Source organism: Pseudomonas fildesensis, from assembly GCF_001050345.1.
Classification (GTDB): domain Bacteria; phylum Pseudomonadota; class Gammaproteobacteria; order Pseudomonadales; family Pseudomonadaceae; genus Aquipseudomonas; species Aquipseudomonas fildesensis.
Window position 1 is genome coordinate 229,218 of sequence record NZ_LFMW01000021.1, and the last position, 17,190, is coordinate 246,407.

Here is a 17,190-nt window from a genome sequence, read left to right on the forward strand (position 1 = left end):
GAGATGTATCAATCGTCATAGCCGGCGCGTCTTCCATTGCAATAAGTCCCAACGGAGAATTTGATCTGCTCCACAACTGGCGAGGGGTATTAAGCGAGGCCGAAGCAAAAGCTGTTTTTGATTACATCTGACCACAGGCCAAAACAACGCATTAGTCTTCAGGAGCAAGCATACTATGGATTCTCAAGCCAAATTGACCTGGCAGTATTTCCCCACTGACTTACAGGGGTTTTTCCGGGCGCCTGTTCTAATTTCCGGCGAGCGCGAGGCTATTCTGATTGACGGTGGGTTTACCCTTTCGGATGGGAAGCTAATTGCCGAAGCCATTAGAAACAGCGGAAAGGTCCTGACAACGATTTATATCAGCCAAAGCGATCCCGATTACTACTTCAGCCTACAGCCCATCAAGGCTGCGTTCCCAGAGGCCAGAGTAATCGCTGCTTCGGCGACTATTGCCGCCATCAAGGACAGCGTCGAAATCAAGCTGGCGACCTGGGGGCCTCAGCTCAAAGAGAACGGCCCGCAAACCCTGGCAGATGTAGTGATTCCCGAAGCCTTTGACGAGCCTGCCCTCAACCTGGAAGGCCGTACCATTGAGGTCGTCAAGGCCAATGGCCTTGTCAATCGCAGCTATCTGTGGGTGCCATCGCTCAGCGCCATTTTCGGCGGCGTTCTGGTATTTGCAGGGGTTCACGTATGGACCGCTGATACCAAAAATCCTGGTGCCCGTGCGGCTTGGGTGAACAATCTTAACGCCATGATCGCACGCAAGCCTCAGGTAGTCGTGCCTGGTCATTTGGCCCTCAATGCTCAGGTAAACGCCTCAGCAATCCACTATACCCGCGATTATCTACTCGCATTCGAGCATGAGCTTACAAAGGCCGCCGACAGCGCGGCAGTGATTGAAGCCATGACCCAATTGTATCCCGATGCCGGTATGGGTATTGCGCTACAACTTGGGGCCAAGGTTGCCAAAGATGAAATGGAGTGGGGTTGAAAGCAATAACAAACCCAGGGCAACGATCCGCTATTTCACTTAACAAGTGACGTTGGCGAAAGCACCTTTTCTCCCCTTCAGAAAGCTAAGCTACTTTTTAACTGGAGAACATCAATGAGCAAAGCAATTAAGATACTTCTCGTCGGCTCGCACCCCGATGCAGTGGATTACAGCAAATGGCCAGGACTCACGCGCGAGAAACTTCAGGCCGCTCTGGACACCGATAAAAACACCTTTGAAAGCCTCGGCTACGCGACTGAACTAGGCTTAATTCAAAGTGAACAGACCGCAGAATCGCTCCTTCTCAGCCTACTTCAGGAAAAACCACGTGATTGCATCTTGATCGGAGCAGGCATCCGTACTGATGCAGCGTACCAAAGCCTCTTTGAACGCCTCATCAACACAGTTCATGAACATGCACCCAACGCAAGAATATGTTTCAACAGCGGGCCATACGATTCGCTTGAGGCTGTGCAGCGGTGGGCCCCTTGAGCACAACCGCCAATATGCAACGCCACCGTTTGGGAATCCGTTGTTGTACCGGGTGCTGCTCATACCGTTTGGATAAAACGGCACCCGCTCATTGTTAAAAGTGCCGGGACACAGATTAGCAGTCCGCTCATGACGGGAACCGTCAGAGCTAGAAGGCTTTAAGCAAACAGTAGCGAATGAGGGCCCGGTCGACGCTTTGCTTATCTCTCAAGACGGCCGCAGCCTGCAAGCGGCCTACTAGATCCTCGCGTGCTACTCGCCCACCATCACGAACGTATTCAAGCTCCGACGCTGTGATCAATATCATTGGAACCAACCTGACCGGGGATAAAGGCATGTCATCCAGTCGGGTAGGGAAATCCGGTTCAGGGGCTCCCAGCAAGACGCCGGTAGAGTCGTCGTCGGTAACGGAGAGTTTTGGCAGTTGATCACTCATATGGTGCGACCGGCTGAACCCCGGAACTTCGAGGGATAGCGCTCCGTGCCGTGCGAGTTGGTGGGTGATTCCCCCAGCGTCTGCCACCGCTTTGGCAACGTGTTCCACCAGCTCGAATGCCCAGCTGCGCTTGAAAGGATTGACCTCACCCAAGGGACCACGGGCGTGTGCGGGTATATCTGCTGTTTCTATGAACAACTCCATCTCAAAACCATTGCCCATCCCTTCAGCGTCATCGAATGGGTCTGACAGGCTTCGGTTGCAGTGATTACTGTGTCGCACGGCGAACTACTCGGTAGGCCTGACGGGTCGACGGCCAGTAAGGGCCAACCGCTCCCACCATTAATCCAGTAGGGCCCCAACGCGCGCCGGGCTGCCTCGGCCTAGTTCCAGTCGCACCCTCTCCACCGTGGGCCGCTCACTGCGGCCCAATACCGCGTCCGCGGCGGCGAACACGTCGTTTCCGGTACGCCTACCGCCATGCCTTCCGCTATATTAGGTCTGATAATTAAATGTTATCCGACCTTATCTTTCAAAATATGGATTTAAAATACGTTGAACGTATTAAATATTACAAACGAGATTTCGCAGGTCGACGAAACGCCGTTGGACCTGCATTTTCTGACGCTCAACTCACAGGAAGCAGCTGCAGCTTTCATTGCCGCCGGCACGGCGGATAACACTGTGCGTAGCTATCGCAGCGCCCTCGCCTATTGGTCGGCGTGGTTACAACTGCGCTACGGACACGCGCTAAGCGATGCGCCATTGCCCACGGCAGTGGCGGTCCAGTTTGTGGTTGATCACCTAGCCCGTCCTACGGACAACGGCAAATGGGTGCATTTATTGCCGGAGTCCATTGACGCTGCGCTTATCCGCGCAAAAGTCAAAGCCAAGCCGGGTGGACTGGCCTATAACACCGTCAGTCATCGACTTTCGGTGCTGGGCAAATGGCATCGACTGAATAGCTGGGATAGCCCCACCGATGCACCGGCGCTCAAGAACTTGCTACGCGAGGCACGCAAGGCGCAGTCACGTCAGGGGCTATCGGTGCGTAAGAAGACCGCCATCGTACTTGAGCCTCTACAGGCACTGTTGGCCACCTGCACCGATGGTCTTCGCGGTCAGCGAGACCGAGCCCTCCTCCTGCTGGCCTGGAGCGGCGGTGGCCGACGGCGTTCCGAGGTGGTGAATTTACAAATTAGCGATGTACGCCAGCTGGATACCGACACCTGGCTATATGCACTGGGTGTGACCAAAACCGATACCGGCGGGATTCGTCGGGAAAAACCACTCCGCGGACCTGCGGCCGAGGCGCTAACGGCTTGGCTAAAGGCTGCGCCCGCAGAGTCAGGGCCCTTGTTTCGGCGCATGTATAAAGGTGATAAGGTCGGAGCAAGAGGTTTGTCGGCCGACCAGGTAGCGCGGATTGTTAAGCGTCGTGCAGTGCTGGCGGGTTTGAATGGGGATTGGGCGGCACACAGCTTGCGTTCAGGGTTTGTGACCGAGGCCGGCCGTCAGGGAGTGCCTCTAGGTGAAGTGATGGCGATGACTGAACATCGAAGTGTGAGTAGCGTAATGGGCTACTTCCAAGCCGGTGCACTACTCGAAAGTCGAGCCACAACCTTACTCAAGTCGTCACCAATTGATGATCACGGGACCCCGGAGGGCCTACACGTTGGTGCAAACGAGGATACCGAAAATTCCATGTTATCCGGAGTGCGTATGGGCTCTCCTTCCGTGCAAGCTAGCTAGTCACGAACTTTCGTGCTCCGTTCGCTGCGGACTTTCAGCCCTCGTATTCTAAATGTGGACGGATGCAACCGCTCCGCCCTTCTAATCTTATTAAAATCTAGACCTACGAGCGGCTGTTTTTGGCCATTTTATTGCCTGGCGCCGCCGACCACTATGGGTCGTTCTCTGCCGGTCATGGTCACGACTTGTGTAAATCAAATCCGATGCAAATGACCGGTCAGGTCTAATGCTAAGTGGGTGGGGAAGCCTGCGCAATCACTCACCTACGTTTAAGGATGCGTTGGATTTAATCTGACGCTTGGATCCTTACTCGGGAAAACGGTGACACTTAGCGCGACTTTTTCTGGTGGCTGCCCTCCTAGAATGATTAGGATCGGCTCACGGCATGAGTAATTTGAATTGGCAGCAATGGATCGCATAGCACGTATGTCGGGGCCACTCGGTTCCGGTGAACCTCCCGGATGGAAGTGCCATTCACCTACGTAATGAAATCCTTCTTTCCAACGGGAGGCGAGTATCTCTTTCAGTCCAACAGCTCCGCGTTGGAAGGTTGTAGTGCTGAAAATCGAGTCCTTAGGACACGATGTAATCTCTGTGATTAGAGCGAGAGATTGGTCACTCGTGTACCGACCGATCAAGATGCCGCCTGTTTCATTTGTACCTGCGTTGATGCAGTCATTTACCATAGTGCTCCATGCCGCGAGCTCAAGGTTCACAGCGTACTGAGTATCAGGACATGTGAAGTAGAGCGGAGTGGACGTCTTCATTTTCTGCGCTCGACTGTACCATCTGACATCTGTTGAAAATATTCGTAGCGTCGTCCCGGATTCAGAATCGCCCTACGTATGAATTTGGTACCAATCGCCCCCCAAAGATGCACATCGTCGGCGGTCGCTGGAAAGACGGCATGCCAGCATCCAATGCCTTCAATCTGTGCATCTGCCTCGTTGAGCGCCGGGCTTGGCGAGTCGGCGAATTGAGCTTTGGCATCTACGGCCGGAAAGCTCGTTTCGGAAGCCGCATAGGCAAACAGCCCCTCCGCTCGCCAAGTCATGGCCAGGCTCACAAACAGCTTTTCACTCTGCCAATTGAACAAAGCAAGTGCATCCAATACTTCGTCGTCTCCCGTGCAGTCAATGATCACGTCATAGCTTTTGACCGCTTGCTTGAGTTGTTCGTTTTGCGGAGGAAATACGGTATCGAGCGGTCTCACTTTAGCGTCTGGCATACATTGATTTAGGTGATCTGCCAAGGCGGTGGCTTTCTTGTGGCCTACACTTGGCATGGAGAGCGTATGGCGGCTGAGATTGCCCATCATCAGCCAGTCGAAATCCAAAATGCCCATTTCGCAAACGCCCATGCGAAGAAGGTTTTCTGCAACTGTGCTCCCGAGTGAGCCTGCCCCAATCAGCAGAATCCGGCGCTTGCAGATTTCGTTCTCCGCAGCGCCTCGCGTTCGTAGTTGGTCCGGTGCCCAGTTGGCTGTTCGAAGCCAAGCCAAGGGCTGCATGGATGTTGCAATCTCGGCGTCCCACTGGCGGTGGTTGCGCTCGCATGCCCTAAAACCATTTCTCAACGTCGTTTTGCTGGCGAGATCGGGGCACTTAACAGAGAGCCAATGTAATCGGGATGGAGCAACTCCGAATCGCTCGGCGATCGGGAATCCCAGGAGCAGAATCCAGGGTGGATCTGTACGAGGGCTCTTTCTAGCGGCTGCACCAATTTCAACAAGTATCTGTTTTAGATTGACTTGGTCTGCTGCCAATCGCTGGCTCAGTTCCAACCAGGTCGAAGGCACTTGCCAGGGATGTAGGACCGGAATCTCAGGCAGGACGATCCATACGGCATCCGATACACGTCCTTTGGTTCGCATTGAGGATGACCATTCCAAGGACCTGATGATTTCACCATCGCTTTGGTCGAAACTCTTTATGAACCGTGTGTTGCTGGTTCCTTGAAGGCGAGCAGTGCTTGCATAGCCCCAAGTCGCTTGACGACTTAGCCAATGTGGCAGCTCGGCAGCGAGTTCACGAAATGCCAATAGTGGAAATAGCGATTGTTTAGGCAGGACTGGCAGCTCAAGTGGGTCTCCTGCTACGAGGAGTGAGTCAGTAGCTGCCGCGTCAATCCAGACTAATAATCGCTGCAGCAACCAGAGTAAGCGTTCAGCTAGGTCTAGGGGTTCGTCCGACCAGTTGCTACGATTGAAAACGTCAACGGGCTTTTCTAGACACGGTTTTCCGAGTCTCCAAGCACGTGCTGTGTCTACTTCACCGTTGCAATCCTGGTGTGGAAAAGTAGCGCTGATGCCATGGGTAGCGTCAGGATAAACGTGTGCAACCTCCCCATTCAAAGTTGCCCAGACCACTAGGTGCCAAACCGACTCGAGAGGCATAAAGTCGGTCTCAGATACCGAAAGACATGCAGTGAACCTGAGCGACCATTCTCCTTCTGAATGCTGAACCCAACTGCTGTCAGTGTAGGTGCGTGCATCGTTGTTGATGGCATCGACAACGGACATCAAAACTTGGGGCGTCAGCGATTGAAGAGCCGTCAAGCGAATCGCTCAGTTTTTTCAGGCTTGGCAGGCTGAGTTGGGGCCGTGAAGCCGCCACTCGATCTGTCACCACCCTGAGGCCCAGGCAACGGGAATTTGCTTCCCAACAGATTCCGCCAGAGCTGTCCGCTCTCCTTAGCGTCTGTGCTATCCAGTGCTTCCCGTGCAGCCTTGGCTGCTTCACAAACCGCCTTGTAGAAAGCCTTGAAATCCTCAACCGGCAGACGTGCTAGAACGTTATGTTCGGGGACACCATGATCCGTAAGCGTAGGTACTACGTTGAGTAGGTCATAGGTGTACCAGGTATCTCTGAAACGCTCCAATGCTTGGACCAAGCCTGTTGCCATGGAGCTGGTTCCTTCGGCCAGGACATGCCCGATCATGTGCTCCAATGGGTAGCCCTTCGGGTACTTAGGAAGCTTGTCTGCGTTATCCTGACGCCACCACTTGACCGCTCGAACCAAATTTACGTAGTGACCGTTACACGCTCGATTTTTTGCAGCTGTCCATTGAATCTGAGCCAGGGGGTGAGTGCGCCCCCATTCTCCGGCATCACGGTCAGGAAGAAACAGCGGATGGGGCTTCCATTCGTCAATTGGGGCGTCTTGAAGTGGTGCTGCATTCCCGAGCAATCCGCTTGGCGGTACCCAACTGCGGTTCAATCGCCAACTACCCTCTTCTTCAAGCGAGTTGGTAGTCAGTACCGCTTGTGAACGATACAGCTGCTCCATAAGACGGTGGCCGGAGCCATCAATTGGGAGGGCTGTTATTACTAGGTCTAGATCCACATACGAAAGCTCGATTCCGAAAGAGCGTCCTTGCGGTCGCCATTTGCCCTTGTAGTAACGTTCCAAGAACGGCTCGAAAAGGTCCATGGCCTCTTTCGGCGTGAGGCGGTTGTAGTCGAGGTTAGTCACAACGACGATGTCGACGTCCGGCCGTTTCTCACCCAAAGTACGGATGGCGGTCGACCTGCGGACGCTGCCCTGTAGAAAGGTGGCAACTACGATATCCTTGAGATCCAAATCGGCCTCGAGGCGGCTCCGCAAGGTCTTCGATCCTACCTTCCAATCTTCCTGCTGTGAGGCCGTTGGCCGGATGCCGGTGAGAAACTCCGCAAACTGAGGTTTGAGTTCCATGTCCTTAGACCTTGAAGGTGGGGTGATAGGAGCCGTCGATGCGTCGGTTGAAATCAAATTCGTAGAAGATGCAGAAACCCATGGATTCAGCATGTTGACCCACGAAAAAATTCACAGCATTCGGGGCCGCGCTGAAGACATGCACATTGGCCCCAAACGGAATTCGGGCTTTCGCCACTGCATTGGCCACGTCATCCGCAAGGCGGGCAGCATGGGCTCCACCAGCCACAGAGCCTTGGCCGGCGCCGCCCGGAGGGGTAATGTTTAAAATCCTTCCAATGCTTGTTTGCTTGGTAATCACATAATCCCGCACATCATCCATGGCATCTCTTGAAAAGCTCAATACGAGCGCGATGTCTGGGCCATCATGCAGTTGTTCAACAGTCACATTGGCTGTGCCCTTGTCTTTTCCATCATCTGCTCGCCAAACGGTCGTCCCTGAGCGCCCCTTTTGGACAAGCTCAACGTTCAGACCGGACTTCAACCCGAGGCATCGGCCTGCCAGAAATGCGATGGAGGTATGAACATCCAAGAATAGTCGAATGCGTCGTTCAGACTGCTTTACTCGCGCGAAGAAGGACTCGACTAATGGCTGGACAGCCGAGGTCCAGTCTGCCCCGGGCTTAAGGTGGCGACCGTCGAAGTGCTGCAGGAGCGAGAGAGTATTTTCCGGGAGAGCATCTATTCGGTCCGTTGGCCCATCGGTGAATGAGCGCAGGGCCACGTTGAGGAAGTCTTCAGGTGGATCGGCGCGTAGCCAGCCTTCAACTTTACAAAGCGTGTCGAATTGCTCACGGGTAAACTGGTAAAGACCTTTGCTCTTTAGTGCACGAGCCGCAGCATCGAAGCGAAACTCTGAGGTGTCATAGCAACCGATCAGGCCAACGACGCGGAAGCGAAGGTTTACCTCCTGCCGTAACTGCTCCAAAGAGCGCTGCGCTGTAGCGATGTGGAGGCCCATCAATATTTTCTTTAACTCGTCGTCCGACGAGAGCTTGAGATGTTCGCGCCATAGCTTTCGTACTTTGCCCATTCTGCTGCGGTCGGTTTTACCCTCCCAGAGTTTATCCAGTCGTAGGGAGTGGTCTACAGCCGATATAATCTCACTCAGCGGATCGTCGTCTTTGACGCTATCAATCGTAACGAGGTGGAATGCCGAACGATCAGGAGCGTTCTCTTTGGCTTGCTTCAATCGTTCTAATAGGGATACGGATTCTGCGCCGATAAAGGTGGGGTCAATGAGATCGGAATAGCCGAAGCGACCGGCGCCCGTGACATGGAATTTGATCTGATGATAGTCCACTGAAATGCGCGTGGGCCCGCTGCTGACTCGAGGAGGGTCATAGCGGATGATTACGTCGTCGAACGCTTTGGGACCGTCCGCCTCATACGAAACCTCGATCACGTGTGACTGATCCGGATCCCTTAAGGCGGATGCGTGTATCCAGAAGAAGCGCGCTTGGTAGTCATGTCCGTGCCATCCAGCCGATACCGAGTTGGCCATGCTCAATTCCCTAAGTGGCGTACCGGCAAAACGCTATCGCTTCTACGTTTTATAATCAAGCCGGATTGCACGTTCTCGATCGCTAATTGCTTTGTTAGGTAATTGCATAGGCTTGCCCAAGCATTTGCGTTCGATCTGACCAACCATCTTCATCGGATTTGACCAGCAAGCTACGTGGCCATGACAGTCAGAGAACGACCCGTTGCATTTGGTCGTAACCGGCAGAAGTTGACCGATGGCTGGCGGTCATAGTTGCCAAGGGCGGATTCATACGTTGCGAATGGCTGGTAGACTGCAAATAGGCCGTCAATTCATTGTAATATCATTATGTTAGCGGATCTGGACACATGGCTCCAGCCAGCGGAGAAGTCAGCTAGTCTTCCCACACCAGTTACTCAGGACGATCCCATGCCAAATAACTCTGAAGCGAACATAGCCACAGCGGACGCTCTCACACTGTTACTGCACAACCAGCACGCGTTAGCGGCGGCCCTCGAAGAAGTGACCAAATGGATCTCAGTGAACGGAGTTGAAAGTGTCGCCGCTAACGCAGTCGGGGCCATGGACACGCTGGATAAGAATGCACGAGCCATCACAAATGCAATTATGCGCCTACGCCAATTATAGACCTCACCTAACCCCCGGCTCCCCTTGCAGCTACCGAAATGATTCTGCAAAATCCACCCTCAATCTGTCACTCGAGTCGCTGGATCTGATCATTTGAGATGTAAGGACGGCTATTCCGCCAGCGGTTGTGGCGATACCATATGCGCCAGAGCATGAGTCAACGAGGAAACTGAGGCGATAACGCACCAATAGAGCGGGTACTCCGCAGCTAGAAAACAGAATGGATACCGACCTTGGGCTATCGATCTGCGCAGGAAGCACAGCGCGATGTCAGCCGTTTCTTGAGGCATCGTTACAACTGGATTTGGCCTCACCAATTCAACTATGGGTGGGTGCTGGCGCGGGCCTAGGAAAACTTAACTTCGTATTTGTAATTAGTTGATCACTACATACGGGGCAGCGCTCATGCTAGAATAAGAATTTTCAGATATAGACCGTTTCAGACTTTGACCGGCCGACAGCACTGGGAAAGTAAAGAAATAAAAACTCTTCCCGCCTGAGATTCGCGTAGCCTATATCATTTGGCGCGCCGCTATGGATCATTCCTTTAGATCCTCGAAAACTGCACCGTTTTTTACTTCGGGCCGCCAACGACACGTGTGATATGTAATAACCATCTTCGATATCGGAATCAGGTTTCCGCAGGAAGAAAGAGTAGGGAGGCCTGAAAAATTCCGCCCCCCGCTCAATTCGGATATGCACCCTAATACTATTAGCGCCCGAGAAATTGTCGGTACAAAATTCCAGGGCGGACCACGCCGCATGAAACGACATCCATCCGCGTAACAAAAACGTACGGAGGTCCAGCCCCACGGTATTCCTGTAGAACTCCCCCCCCGGGGAATAAGGATTGATTTTAGGACTATTTAAGTCAGTCATCGTGTATAAATTCAAAAAAGTTACGAGCCAAGTGTAATAACCAAGAACGCAACTACAACGCCACTCGCCAACAAGTGACGAGCAACTACTGACACCGAACCGCTTTATCAGGTTATGACATCGCTTGTGCTTTTTGACGTACAGATTAAAGACATGACGTCTGAGGGACTTCGCACAAGCGACTAAATTTGCGGAACTATCTGCGTCGTTTAACATATGCAACATACGAACCCTCGCTACTGCCACCTTCGGAAAACCTATATCAATCGACGATTCTCCTACCAAGTTCTCAAGGTATCTCCAATAAATAAATAACGGCCTAGATGACCAATGAGCCGCCGAGTTACGCGCAATCTCCAGCAAATGAAGTCCAGAAACTTTCATGACTTTATTGATCCAAGATGTAATTTTCTGATTCCACTGATCCCACCGCAGCGCTGACACATGATCGAGTTTGGGTTGCGGGAATTTCTCGCCTCGGTACAGTTTCAAATGCTCGCAAAAGTACTCGTCAGACTGAAGTCTAGCGACGCCTGTGGGGGTCAACGCATTACTGCATGACTTGCAGGGTTGCAGCGTCAGGCTATGAATTGGACACTTCTCAAGCCAAGGAAAAAAAAACCAAGTCGAGTGAAATAACTGTTCGATGCACATAGAGCAGTGTCGAACTTCACTGAGCGCATGATTTTTTGGTGAGCCAAAAGCAAGATCGACGAATGCCGTACTGGCTGCCTTTTCAGAAATACCTAGAGCATGGCTAAATGAATCTAGGTTAAACTGTTTGCTGCAGAACCAATTTACTCGATGCAAGGATGTCCCTGAAGCAGTCGATCCGACCTGTCTGTAATACTGCACAAGATTAATGTCGTTAATGAGCAGAAGTCGGACTTGCATCCCCCACGCTGATTCGTAGAGGTAGACGTGACGTGGAAAAGTCAGGACATATTTCATTTGCTTGCTCCTGGCCTTGAGGAAGATTGCACAAATTCCGCCATCATTGAGCGATCAATGGCCTCTTTGATATCCTCAACCCTAATTTTGAAATTAGTGCTGTCATTAGCTGACGCTCTGATCAGTAGGTTCTGGAGGGCGCGAAAGAGATGTTCAGTTGGAATGGGCACTCGCGCGGCGGCGGCATCAGTCACCGCTTGCCGGACAGCTGCATAAATGGAGCTAGCGTAGTTACTTAGTCGAAAACCGCTAGCAAATGCCAAAGGTACGAAAAAGTTAGTATAAGAGCATCCCGACTCCGGCGGATAGATCAAGGTGGTATCATAATCTTGAAGAAGTTCGTTGAGCCATGTAGCACTATCGCAACCCTGAAACCTGACCCGCTGACTAAGAAATCTCGCAACAATCGCATCTTCCCCTGCGAGCCGAAATGCGCTTATTCGATTGGCGATATCAGGTTGTGCAAATCCGACTGAGGTGAGCGTTATTTCCGATAACTTAAAATGGTTTTGAATCATCTGGAGCACCTTAAACTGCGCAAGTGTAAGGCTTTGCAATTCATCTAAAATGAGCACAAAATGCGCTCCGCCACGGGCCAGAATTTCACATTCTAAGTGCTTTATCAGCCTATTACGTAGTTTGGATTGGCTCTCCCTATACTTTGGGAGTAGCCCAGTTGCATTAACCAATGTATTAACAATCGTATCGTCCTCGCTCATATCGCACGAAATATGGATCGCATATTTTTTAGGAAACTCCTGCTCGAGTAAAAATCTTACCATGGATGCAGATGCCGTCTTCCCCATGCGGGGTGGTCCGTCGAAACAAATGCTCGGATGTCCTAACCAAACACTTTCACGCACCCTTGCGTAAACTCCTTGTATGGTATTTGTAATCGCCTTAACTTTAGCCTCAACGACCGGATGCCCGTCAATCATGGAATTACGCTGATCGATGTTCGCGGGATCAAAAAAAATCATCATTGAACTACCCCTTGCTCAGAAGCTTTCTGAAATCCGGCATTTCTTTTTTCATCAGGGACTTGATTGGATCGCTGGTTGACGAAGCAACGGGCTGGGGCTCTGAGATATCTTCTGTCGCTATTTTTTCGCCATCTAACGCCCCCGCTCCCACCGCGAGGCTAAGATGCAAGTCATCCTTAATCTCATGCTTCAAACGATTGAACTCACTACTGGTTTTCTTGCTATCTCGCTTGTCTGCTCCAGCCTCCGGCGCTAACAACTGTTTATTAAGATAATTCAAATAATACTCAACCGGATCTTGCATTTCCTGGATGGTTGCGATTTTGTCAGCCAGTAACGAATTGATCTGTTGCCGAGTCTTGCGGCTATGTTTTGTCTTGGCCCACTTACCAGCCGCCATGAGGTGCCCTAGCGACTCACCATTTGGCAAATATGCCTCTACGACTCGCATATCTTCTTCATCTAGGAGGACGGTCAGGGTCTCTTTTGCGAGCCAGCTGGACTCTCTCAACAATGCGTTTGAATACCGCACCCGGTCGATGGTGATGTATGGCCTCATTCCTTTTTTTTGGTAGTAAATAACTTTGCAGGCTATTTTTACCTTGTAAGTCATTTTATCCTCCATCTTATCAGCCAGTAGTCGGCGGACAAGAAAGTTACCATTATCCATTCTAAGCTTTTGCTGGATAAATTCTAAAGGCGTTAAAAAACCTAATCCCTCGTTAGGTGTGGCGTTATATTGAGCGAAGTGATGGTAAGCCAGTTCCTCCACGATGTCGGATTCGATTTTATATGTTTTTGCGACTTTTTCTGCATCCCGTGCACGTCCTTTGGTTGGACTAGAGCCAGTAGTGCTAGGAAATCGTTGGAAGATTGCCTGCGTAACCCCTTCAAATGTTCGCTCTATATTTGGTCTGCTCTCAAAGTGACCTGGAGGACCATAGTTAAGTGCGAAGCCCGATTCCCGCCGCAGCACAGTAGATACTTTAGCTGATAAGTTACACAGCGCGTTGTCTGCCATCAGCACCGCAGGAAGAGCATGTGTCAACTCACCGAACCGCTCGCTTGGATAACCAGCCTCACCTTGGATGAACATATTCAACTTATTGCTCGTTGGCGCTGGAAGCGTAGCGCCTAGGCTTCGCGTAATCAGCCTCACAACATCACTCGCAGTCACCTCAGGGCCATATACAATCAAAAACCATATAGCAGCTTTTGAACCTCTATCGACTAACGCGAGCAGATTTATTCTTTTTACCGTGAAGTAAGATAGCAAACTGTCTGCATTGCGTACTCCGACCACAAACTGCGCATCAATCTTATGGCTGTCAACTTCCCAAGCGTCGTATACCTCATCGAACCTGAGAGACGCCTCGCTGCCAGTGCCAACTGACAAATGCGCACGCGCAGCACTGTCGCCATATACCCTCACCTGCTGGTCTGCATTCAGGTGGATGATTTCCTTCATGAAGGCTGAAATACTGCGTTGTCCTTGGTATCTCGTATTGAATGGCCACTCGGCGTCGGTTGCTCCTAGCTCCCTCAAACTGTCCCTGAATATTTTGCCGAGCTTCTTCGGAGCAATCTTGTACTCAAATACAGTTCCGGGGGGCTGATCTTTAGCTCTCGTCTTCAGTATCTTATTGACCAGTTTATCGTAAAGATCTGGATACTTTGAAAGGGTCTGATTCAAAACTCCAGCATACCCAGACCTAGTGCCAGGGATGGTTTTTTTAAGCACCGACGTGCGCTCATAAGCCTTTATCCTGAAACCTGGAATGAGAGCCCTGAACCCCCAGACAGTACCATCTGACGCAGTACCCCCACATCTGGCTATGAGCCGGGTAAGCTCTGAAGGCCTGATCCTTGTGAGATCGGCAATAATCTCAACCGGATCTCCGTTCAGATACAAGTCAATCGCCGCCATTCGCCTATTAAACAAATCACGCTGTTCAGCAGTCATGTTACTGGTGTGAACCGGTGCCCACGGCCGAGTTTCAAGAATCGAAATTTGTATCTCTCGCCTGCTACGCACGGATCAATCACCTCTTAATGTCCACCTAGTATTTCTGCCGAAGACGTTCGACACGAACTCCAATTCAATATCCCCCATGAGAGCCGCCCGAGCGAAAACGCCGAGAATTTTCATCTGATCGTACACCATTGAACTCATAATTAATTGCTGTACGTCGCCAGCTCTGTTGGTTCGTAAGAACAAGTTAACCCAATTTGTTTCGACCAAGCATAATTCATCGCGAATTTGAGCCGCGAAAGATATAACTTTTAGCCAATTACCCGAGCGCCTTACTGCGCTGGCTACGTTTTTAGTATCAAAAAAATTAATAGGCACTTCGCCGGCACTGATACCGCCCTCAAAAACAGTGACCATTTCTCTCTGCTCGCCCTTCATCCCTGAAATAAGCTGATGAAACTCAGCAGTCCCGGTGTGAGTTTCGGTAAGAATGACTTCTCGTTTACGTGCAGTCTCTTCCCAGGGGTACTGGATTACGACCTCCACTCCAAAAAGGAAGTCCTTAATATATGGATTCGGCTCTAGCTCCGAAGCCCAATAAATGCATTCGTTATTACTCGCTAACGTAATATCTCCACTTTTTTTTAAGCTGTAAGAAAGCCAGATATGGTTTTTTGAGTTCTTTCGCTCACCATGTGACTTCAACAGTTTTCCGCGCAGCTTAGACTTCAGTGAAGACATTCTTTAACTCCTGTCGCATACTCAGTTGACCACATTTAATTACATGAACGCTTTACTGATCGCTTTGGCTTTTCAGGCAGATGACTAAGCTCGTGGACTTCTCATAACTCACGACAGCATCTGAAGCCACTCCAAATGGAAACAAGCGACCAGTTTAGTTGGCAAGCACAACTGGATTGTCAAAAATTGCAAGTTGAAACAAAAATCACGGCAGCAAGAATACTTACTTATAACCGCATTGACAAATGCACCAGAGCATAACCTCAGGAATTGTATTTCTTACTTATCCTGGTTTGATTGTATTTATTTTCTACTGTTTAGAAATTACGTCAGCTACGCCGCTGCGGCGCGATCCCAAGGGCCTCACCCCGAACAAAATTCAAACCCAACTCTTCGTTTTGTTAATTCGAATAACGGAACCTCAAACGTTTCCTACTAGCAGCCTGCCTAAGTGACCTAGGGTGGGGGTATACCGAGATTTCACCACTGATCCTTAGTCCTTATAACGACGCCGTACTTTTCGTAATACTGCGATTGATGCTTTTCGCCAGCGCTTCAGTTTTGGTAAGTTTCATCATGTTATGATTCATACCGGGATGTCACGCAAGAAAACCATAGCCGCGAGGGTGTGTCAAAGTGGAAGAAAACAAAATTTTTTACGCCCCCTTTGAAAATCAACCTATTGATAGCAATAGTGTTTTATGTACTGAAATTGATTTTCCAATAGCATTGCGAAATTTGTCGAAAGCCCCTATCTGCACAACGTTTACCCCGATGCGGAAACTCAGCATTCTGTGTTGGTACGGATATCTGGGTCGTTCCATCGGTACCATGAAGGCGGGCAGCCTTGAACGATATTTTGAACCTAGTGCGATATCTATAGGACCCGACGGATGCACGAAGCAGAAAAAAAATAAATGGCGTAACTATCGCGACGGCCTTCATAAACCACATGTAAAGCTGGTGCGTGATGTTGATAGCCGAGCACGAGGGTCTGCGCGTATTTTGGAACACCCTCTATGGAAAGTCTGTGACCCCAATAATCAAACTGTGGCAGAAGATTCCGAATTCATTAGGCAGTCGAACCCAAAAATTCAGCAAATTATCTGCCCTAACGAGGCGCACAACCAGTATTTTCAATCTGAACTAGACCTATCCCGTAACCACCGACGATCTCTTTGTAAAATCCCAAGTTTGGACTCTCTAGCGGCCGTTACTTGGATCATCAGGTCTTCCCAGAGACTCACAGTCGCCGAACCTTCTCAGGCGTTCTATGCGGCCCATGATATATTGATGAACCTCTCGTCAGAGCTACACCAGCTTGGAATCGCGTCACACTTGCTAAATCATTATATAAAATGGATCCTACCCTTGGCTCTGCCGAAGGGCTTTATAGTTGACCTTGCCCCCTCAGACTACATACTGATATCACTATTTACTACCACCTTTATGAAAGCAGGAATTCTCTCAAAAGGCATAATGCACTCGAATGAAAAGATTTATAAGGAGGTGTTCCTGGCGCAGGATCTGAAAAAAGACTTCAATATTTTTTTTGCTCTTTCCGCTCGTTTCGCTTATATCAGTAACATTGACGAAAACAGTCGCATTTATGACTTCGATACTCATAACAAAATCAGGCATAAAGCTATAACTAGCTTTATGGGTCCTTCATGGGTCGGCCATCTCACCAATGGGGCATCCAAAACTCTAGCAACCTGAACAACGGCGATTTATCGTAGTGCACATTATTGTGCACCCTGCCGGATGTAATAACTCTAAGCTGAACATCGATATAGTTCAGTGCCTGCGAACATCCGCAGCGTCACTCACTGCCAGTTCATTACTAGTTTACCTGTTGAGTGGTCATACGCTCCCCATTGACCTGAAGTGCGCCCGGCCCACCGTCTCTGCCACCGACTCGCTTGCTACTGCCAAACTCTCCTCCTCCCCCCCCAAAAATACGAGTTCATAATATTACTTCCATCCCCATTTATTGTAAGCGCTCCATAAACCCCACCGACTTCAAGATGGGTAATGCGCCTAGCTAGGCGATGCCGGCGAGCAGTTCCACGGTAACAGCGCTTCGTAATCTTCAACCGAGGTCGCCATTGGCAGCCGTTCTAATGCGTGGCGCAGCCACGCATAGGGCTCTTGGCCGTT

Annotated in this window: 14 protein-coding genes and 3 pseudogenes; 6 read left to right on the forward strand and 11 right to left on the reverse strand. The window is 50.6% G+C overall.

Going from position 1 to position 17,190, the window contains the following annotated elements; translation table 11 throughout:
* Positions 1-175: 175 nt before the first annotated feature.
* Together ACR52_RS25330 and ACR52_RS25335 are read left to right on the forward strand one after the other, a co-directional pair.
* Complete coding sequence (locus ACR52_RS25330; protein ID WP_152687692.1) at positions 176-997, forward strand: MBL fold metallo-hydrolase; 822 nt, start codon at positions 176-178, stop codon at positions 995-997.
* Between the two features lie 114 nt (positions 998-1,111).
* Positions 1,112-1,489 (forward strand): hypothetical protein, encoded by a 378-nt coding sequence (locus ACR52_RS25335; RefSeq protein ID WP_048730615.1) that lies wholly within the window; start codon positions 1,112-1,114, stop codon positions 1,487-1,489.
* 148 nt (positions 1,490-1,637) lie between these two features.
* Here ACR52_RS25335 and ACR52_RS31910 read toward each other — a convergent pair.
* Together ACR52_RS31910 and ACR52_RS29810 are read right to left on the reverse strand one after the other, a co-directional pair.
* Positions 1,638-2,253, reverse strand: a pseudogene (locus ACR52_RS31910) (suppressor of fused domain protein); the annotation flags it as partial.
* 17 nt (positions 2,254-2,270) lie between these two features.
* Positions 2,271-2,407, reverse strand: a pseudogene (locus tag ACR52_RS29810) (DNA-binding protein); the annotation flags it as partial.
* A 73-nt stretch (positions 2,408-2,480) separates the two neighbouring features.
* Between ACR52_RS29810 and ACR52_RS25345 the strand changes: the two are divergent.
* Positions 2,481-3,677 (forward strand): site-specific integrase, encoded by a 1,197-nt coding sequence (locus ACR52_RS25345; protein ID WP_048730617.1) that lies wholly within the window; start codon positions 2,481-2,483, stop codon positions 3,675-3,677.
* Positions 3,678-3,946: 269 nt separating this feature from the next.
* Here the strand turns inward: ACR52_RS25345 and ACR52_RS31915 are convergent, their stop codons facing one another.
* Genes ACR52_RS31915 through ACR52_RS25360 form a run of 4 tightly spaced genes read right to left on the reverse strand, consistent with a single transcriptional unit; the run spans position 3,947 to position 8,877 of the window.
* Positions 3,947-4,444 (reverse strand): Mov34/MPN/PAD-1 family protein, encoded by a 498-nt coding sequence (locus ACR52_RS31915; RefSeq protein WP_082143242.1) that lies wholly within the window; start codon positions 4,442-4,444, stop codon positions 3,947-3,949.
* Positions 4,441-6,234, reverse strand: a complete 1,794-nt coding sequence (locus ACR52_RS29820) for a HesA/MoeB/ThiF family protein (RefSeq protein ID WP_082143243.1) — start codon at positions 6,232-6,234, stop codon at positions 4,441-4,443. The genes ACR52_RS31915 and ACR52_RS29820 overlap by 4 nt, the downstream gene beginning before the upstream one ends.
* Positions 6,231-7,373, reverse strand: coding sequence for an SMODS domain-containing nucleotidyltransferase (locus tag ACR52_RS25355; protein ID WP_048730621.1), 1,143 nt, complete (start codon positions 7,371-7,373; stop codon positions 6,231-6,233). The genes ACR52_RS29820 and ACR52_RS25355 overlap by 4 nt, the downstream gene beginning before the upstream one ends.
* A 4-nt stretch (positions 7,374-7,377) precedes the next feature.
* Positions 7,378-8,877, reverse strand: coding sequence for an SAVED domain-containing protein (locus ACR52_RS25360; protein WP_048730622.1), 1,500 nt, complete (start codon positions 8,875-8,877; stop codon positions 7,378-7,380).
* 408 nt (positions 8,878-9,285) lie between these two features.
* On the opposite strand from ACR52_RS25360, the gene ACR52_RS31425 reads away from it, so the two are divergent.
* Together ACR52_RS31425 and ACR52_RS29825 are read left to right on the forward strand one after the other, a co-directional pair.
* On the forward strand, positions 9,286-9,504 hold the full coding sequence (locus ACR52_RS31425; protein ID WP_048730624.1) for a hypothetical protein: 219 nt from the start codon (positions 9,286-9,288) through the stop codon (positions 9,502-9,504).
* A 107-nt stretch (positions 9,505-9,611) separates the two neighbouring features.
* Positions 9,612-9,854, forward strand: a pseudogene (locus ACR52_RS29825) (integrase core domain-containing protein); the annotation flags it as partial.
* Positions 9,855-9,927: 73 nt separating this feature from the next.
* On the opposite strand, the gene ACR52_RS30625 reads toward ACR52_RS29825, so the two are convergent.
* The 4 genes from ACR52_RS30625 to ACR52_RS25380 form a co-directional block, all read right to left on the reverse strand.
* Positions 9,928-11,334 carry a hypothetical protein gene (locus ACR52_RS30625; protein ID WP_152687693.1) on the reverse strand — a complete coding sequence of 469 codons (1,407 nt, stop codon included), beginning with the start codon at positions 11,332-11,334 and terminating at the stop codon, positions 9,928-9,930.
* A complete protein-coding gene (locus tag ACR52_RS25370; RefSeq protein ID WP_048730626.1) occupies positions 11,331-12,317 on the reverse strand; it encodes an ATP-binding protein in 987 nt (328 codons plus the stop codon). The genes ACR52_RS30625 and ACR52_RS25370 overlap by 4 nt, the downstream gene beginning before the upstream one ends.
* A 4-nt stretch (positions 12,318-12,321) precedes the next feature.
* Positions 12,322-14,280: a hypothetical protein gene (locus ACR52_RS25375; RefSeq protein WP_048730628.1), complete on the reverse strand. Its 1,959-nt coding sequence runs from the start codon at positions 14,278-14,280 to the stop codon at positions 12,322-12,324.
* Between the two features lie 75 nt (positions 14,281-14,355).
* A complete protein-coding gene (locus ACR52_RS25380) occupies positions 14,356-15,030 on the reverse strand; it encodes a hypothetical protein (RefSeq protein WP_048730630.1) in 675 nt (224 codons plus the stop codon).
* Positions 15,031-15,666: 636 nt separating this feature from the next.
* Between ACR52_RS25380 and ACR52_RS30630 the strand changes: the two genes are divergently transcribed.
* Positions 15,667-16,749: a hypothetical protein gene (locus ACR52_RS30630; protein ID WP_152687694.1), complete on the forward strand. Its 1,083-nt coding sequence runs from the start codon at positions 15,667-15,669 to the stop codon at positions 16,747-16,749.
* 321 nt (positions 16,750-17,070) lie between these two features.
* On the opposite strand, the gene ACR52_RS29830 is transcribed toward ACR52_RS30630, so the two are convergent.
* On the reverse strand, positions 17,071-17,190 hold a 120-nt coding region (locus tag ACR52_RS29830; RefSeq protein WP_152687695.1), incomplete at its 5' end, for a transposase domain-containing protein.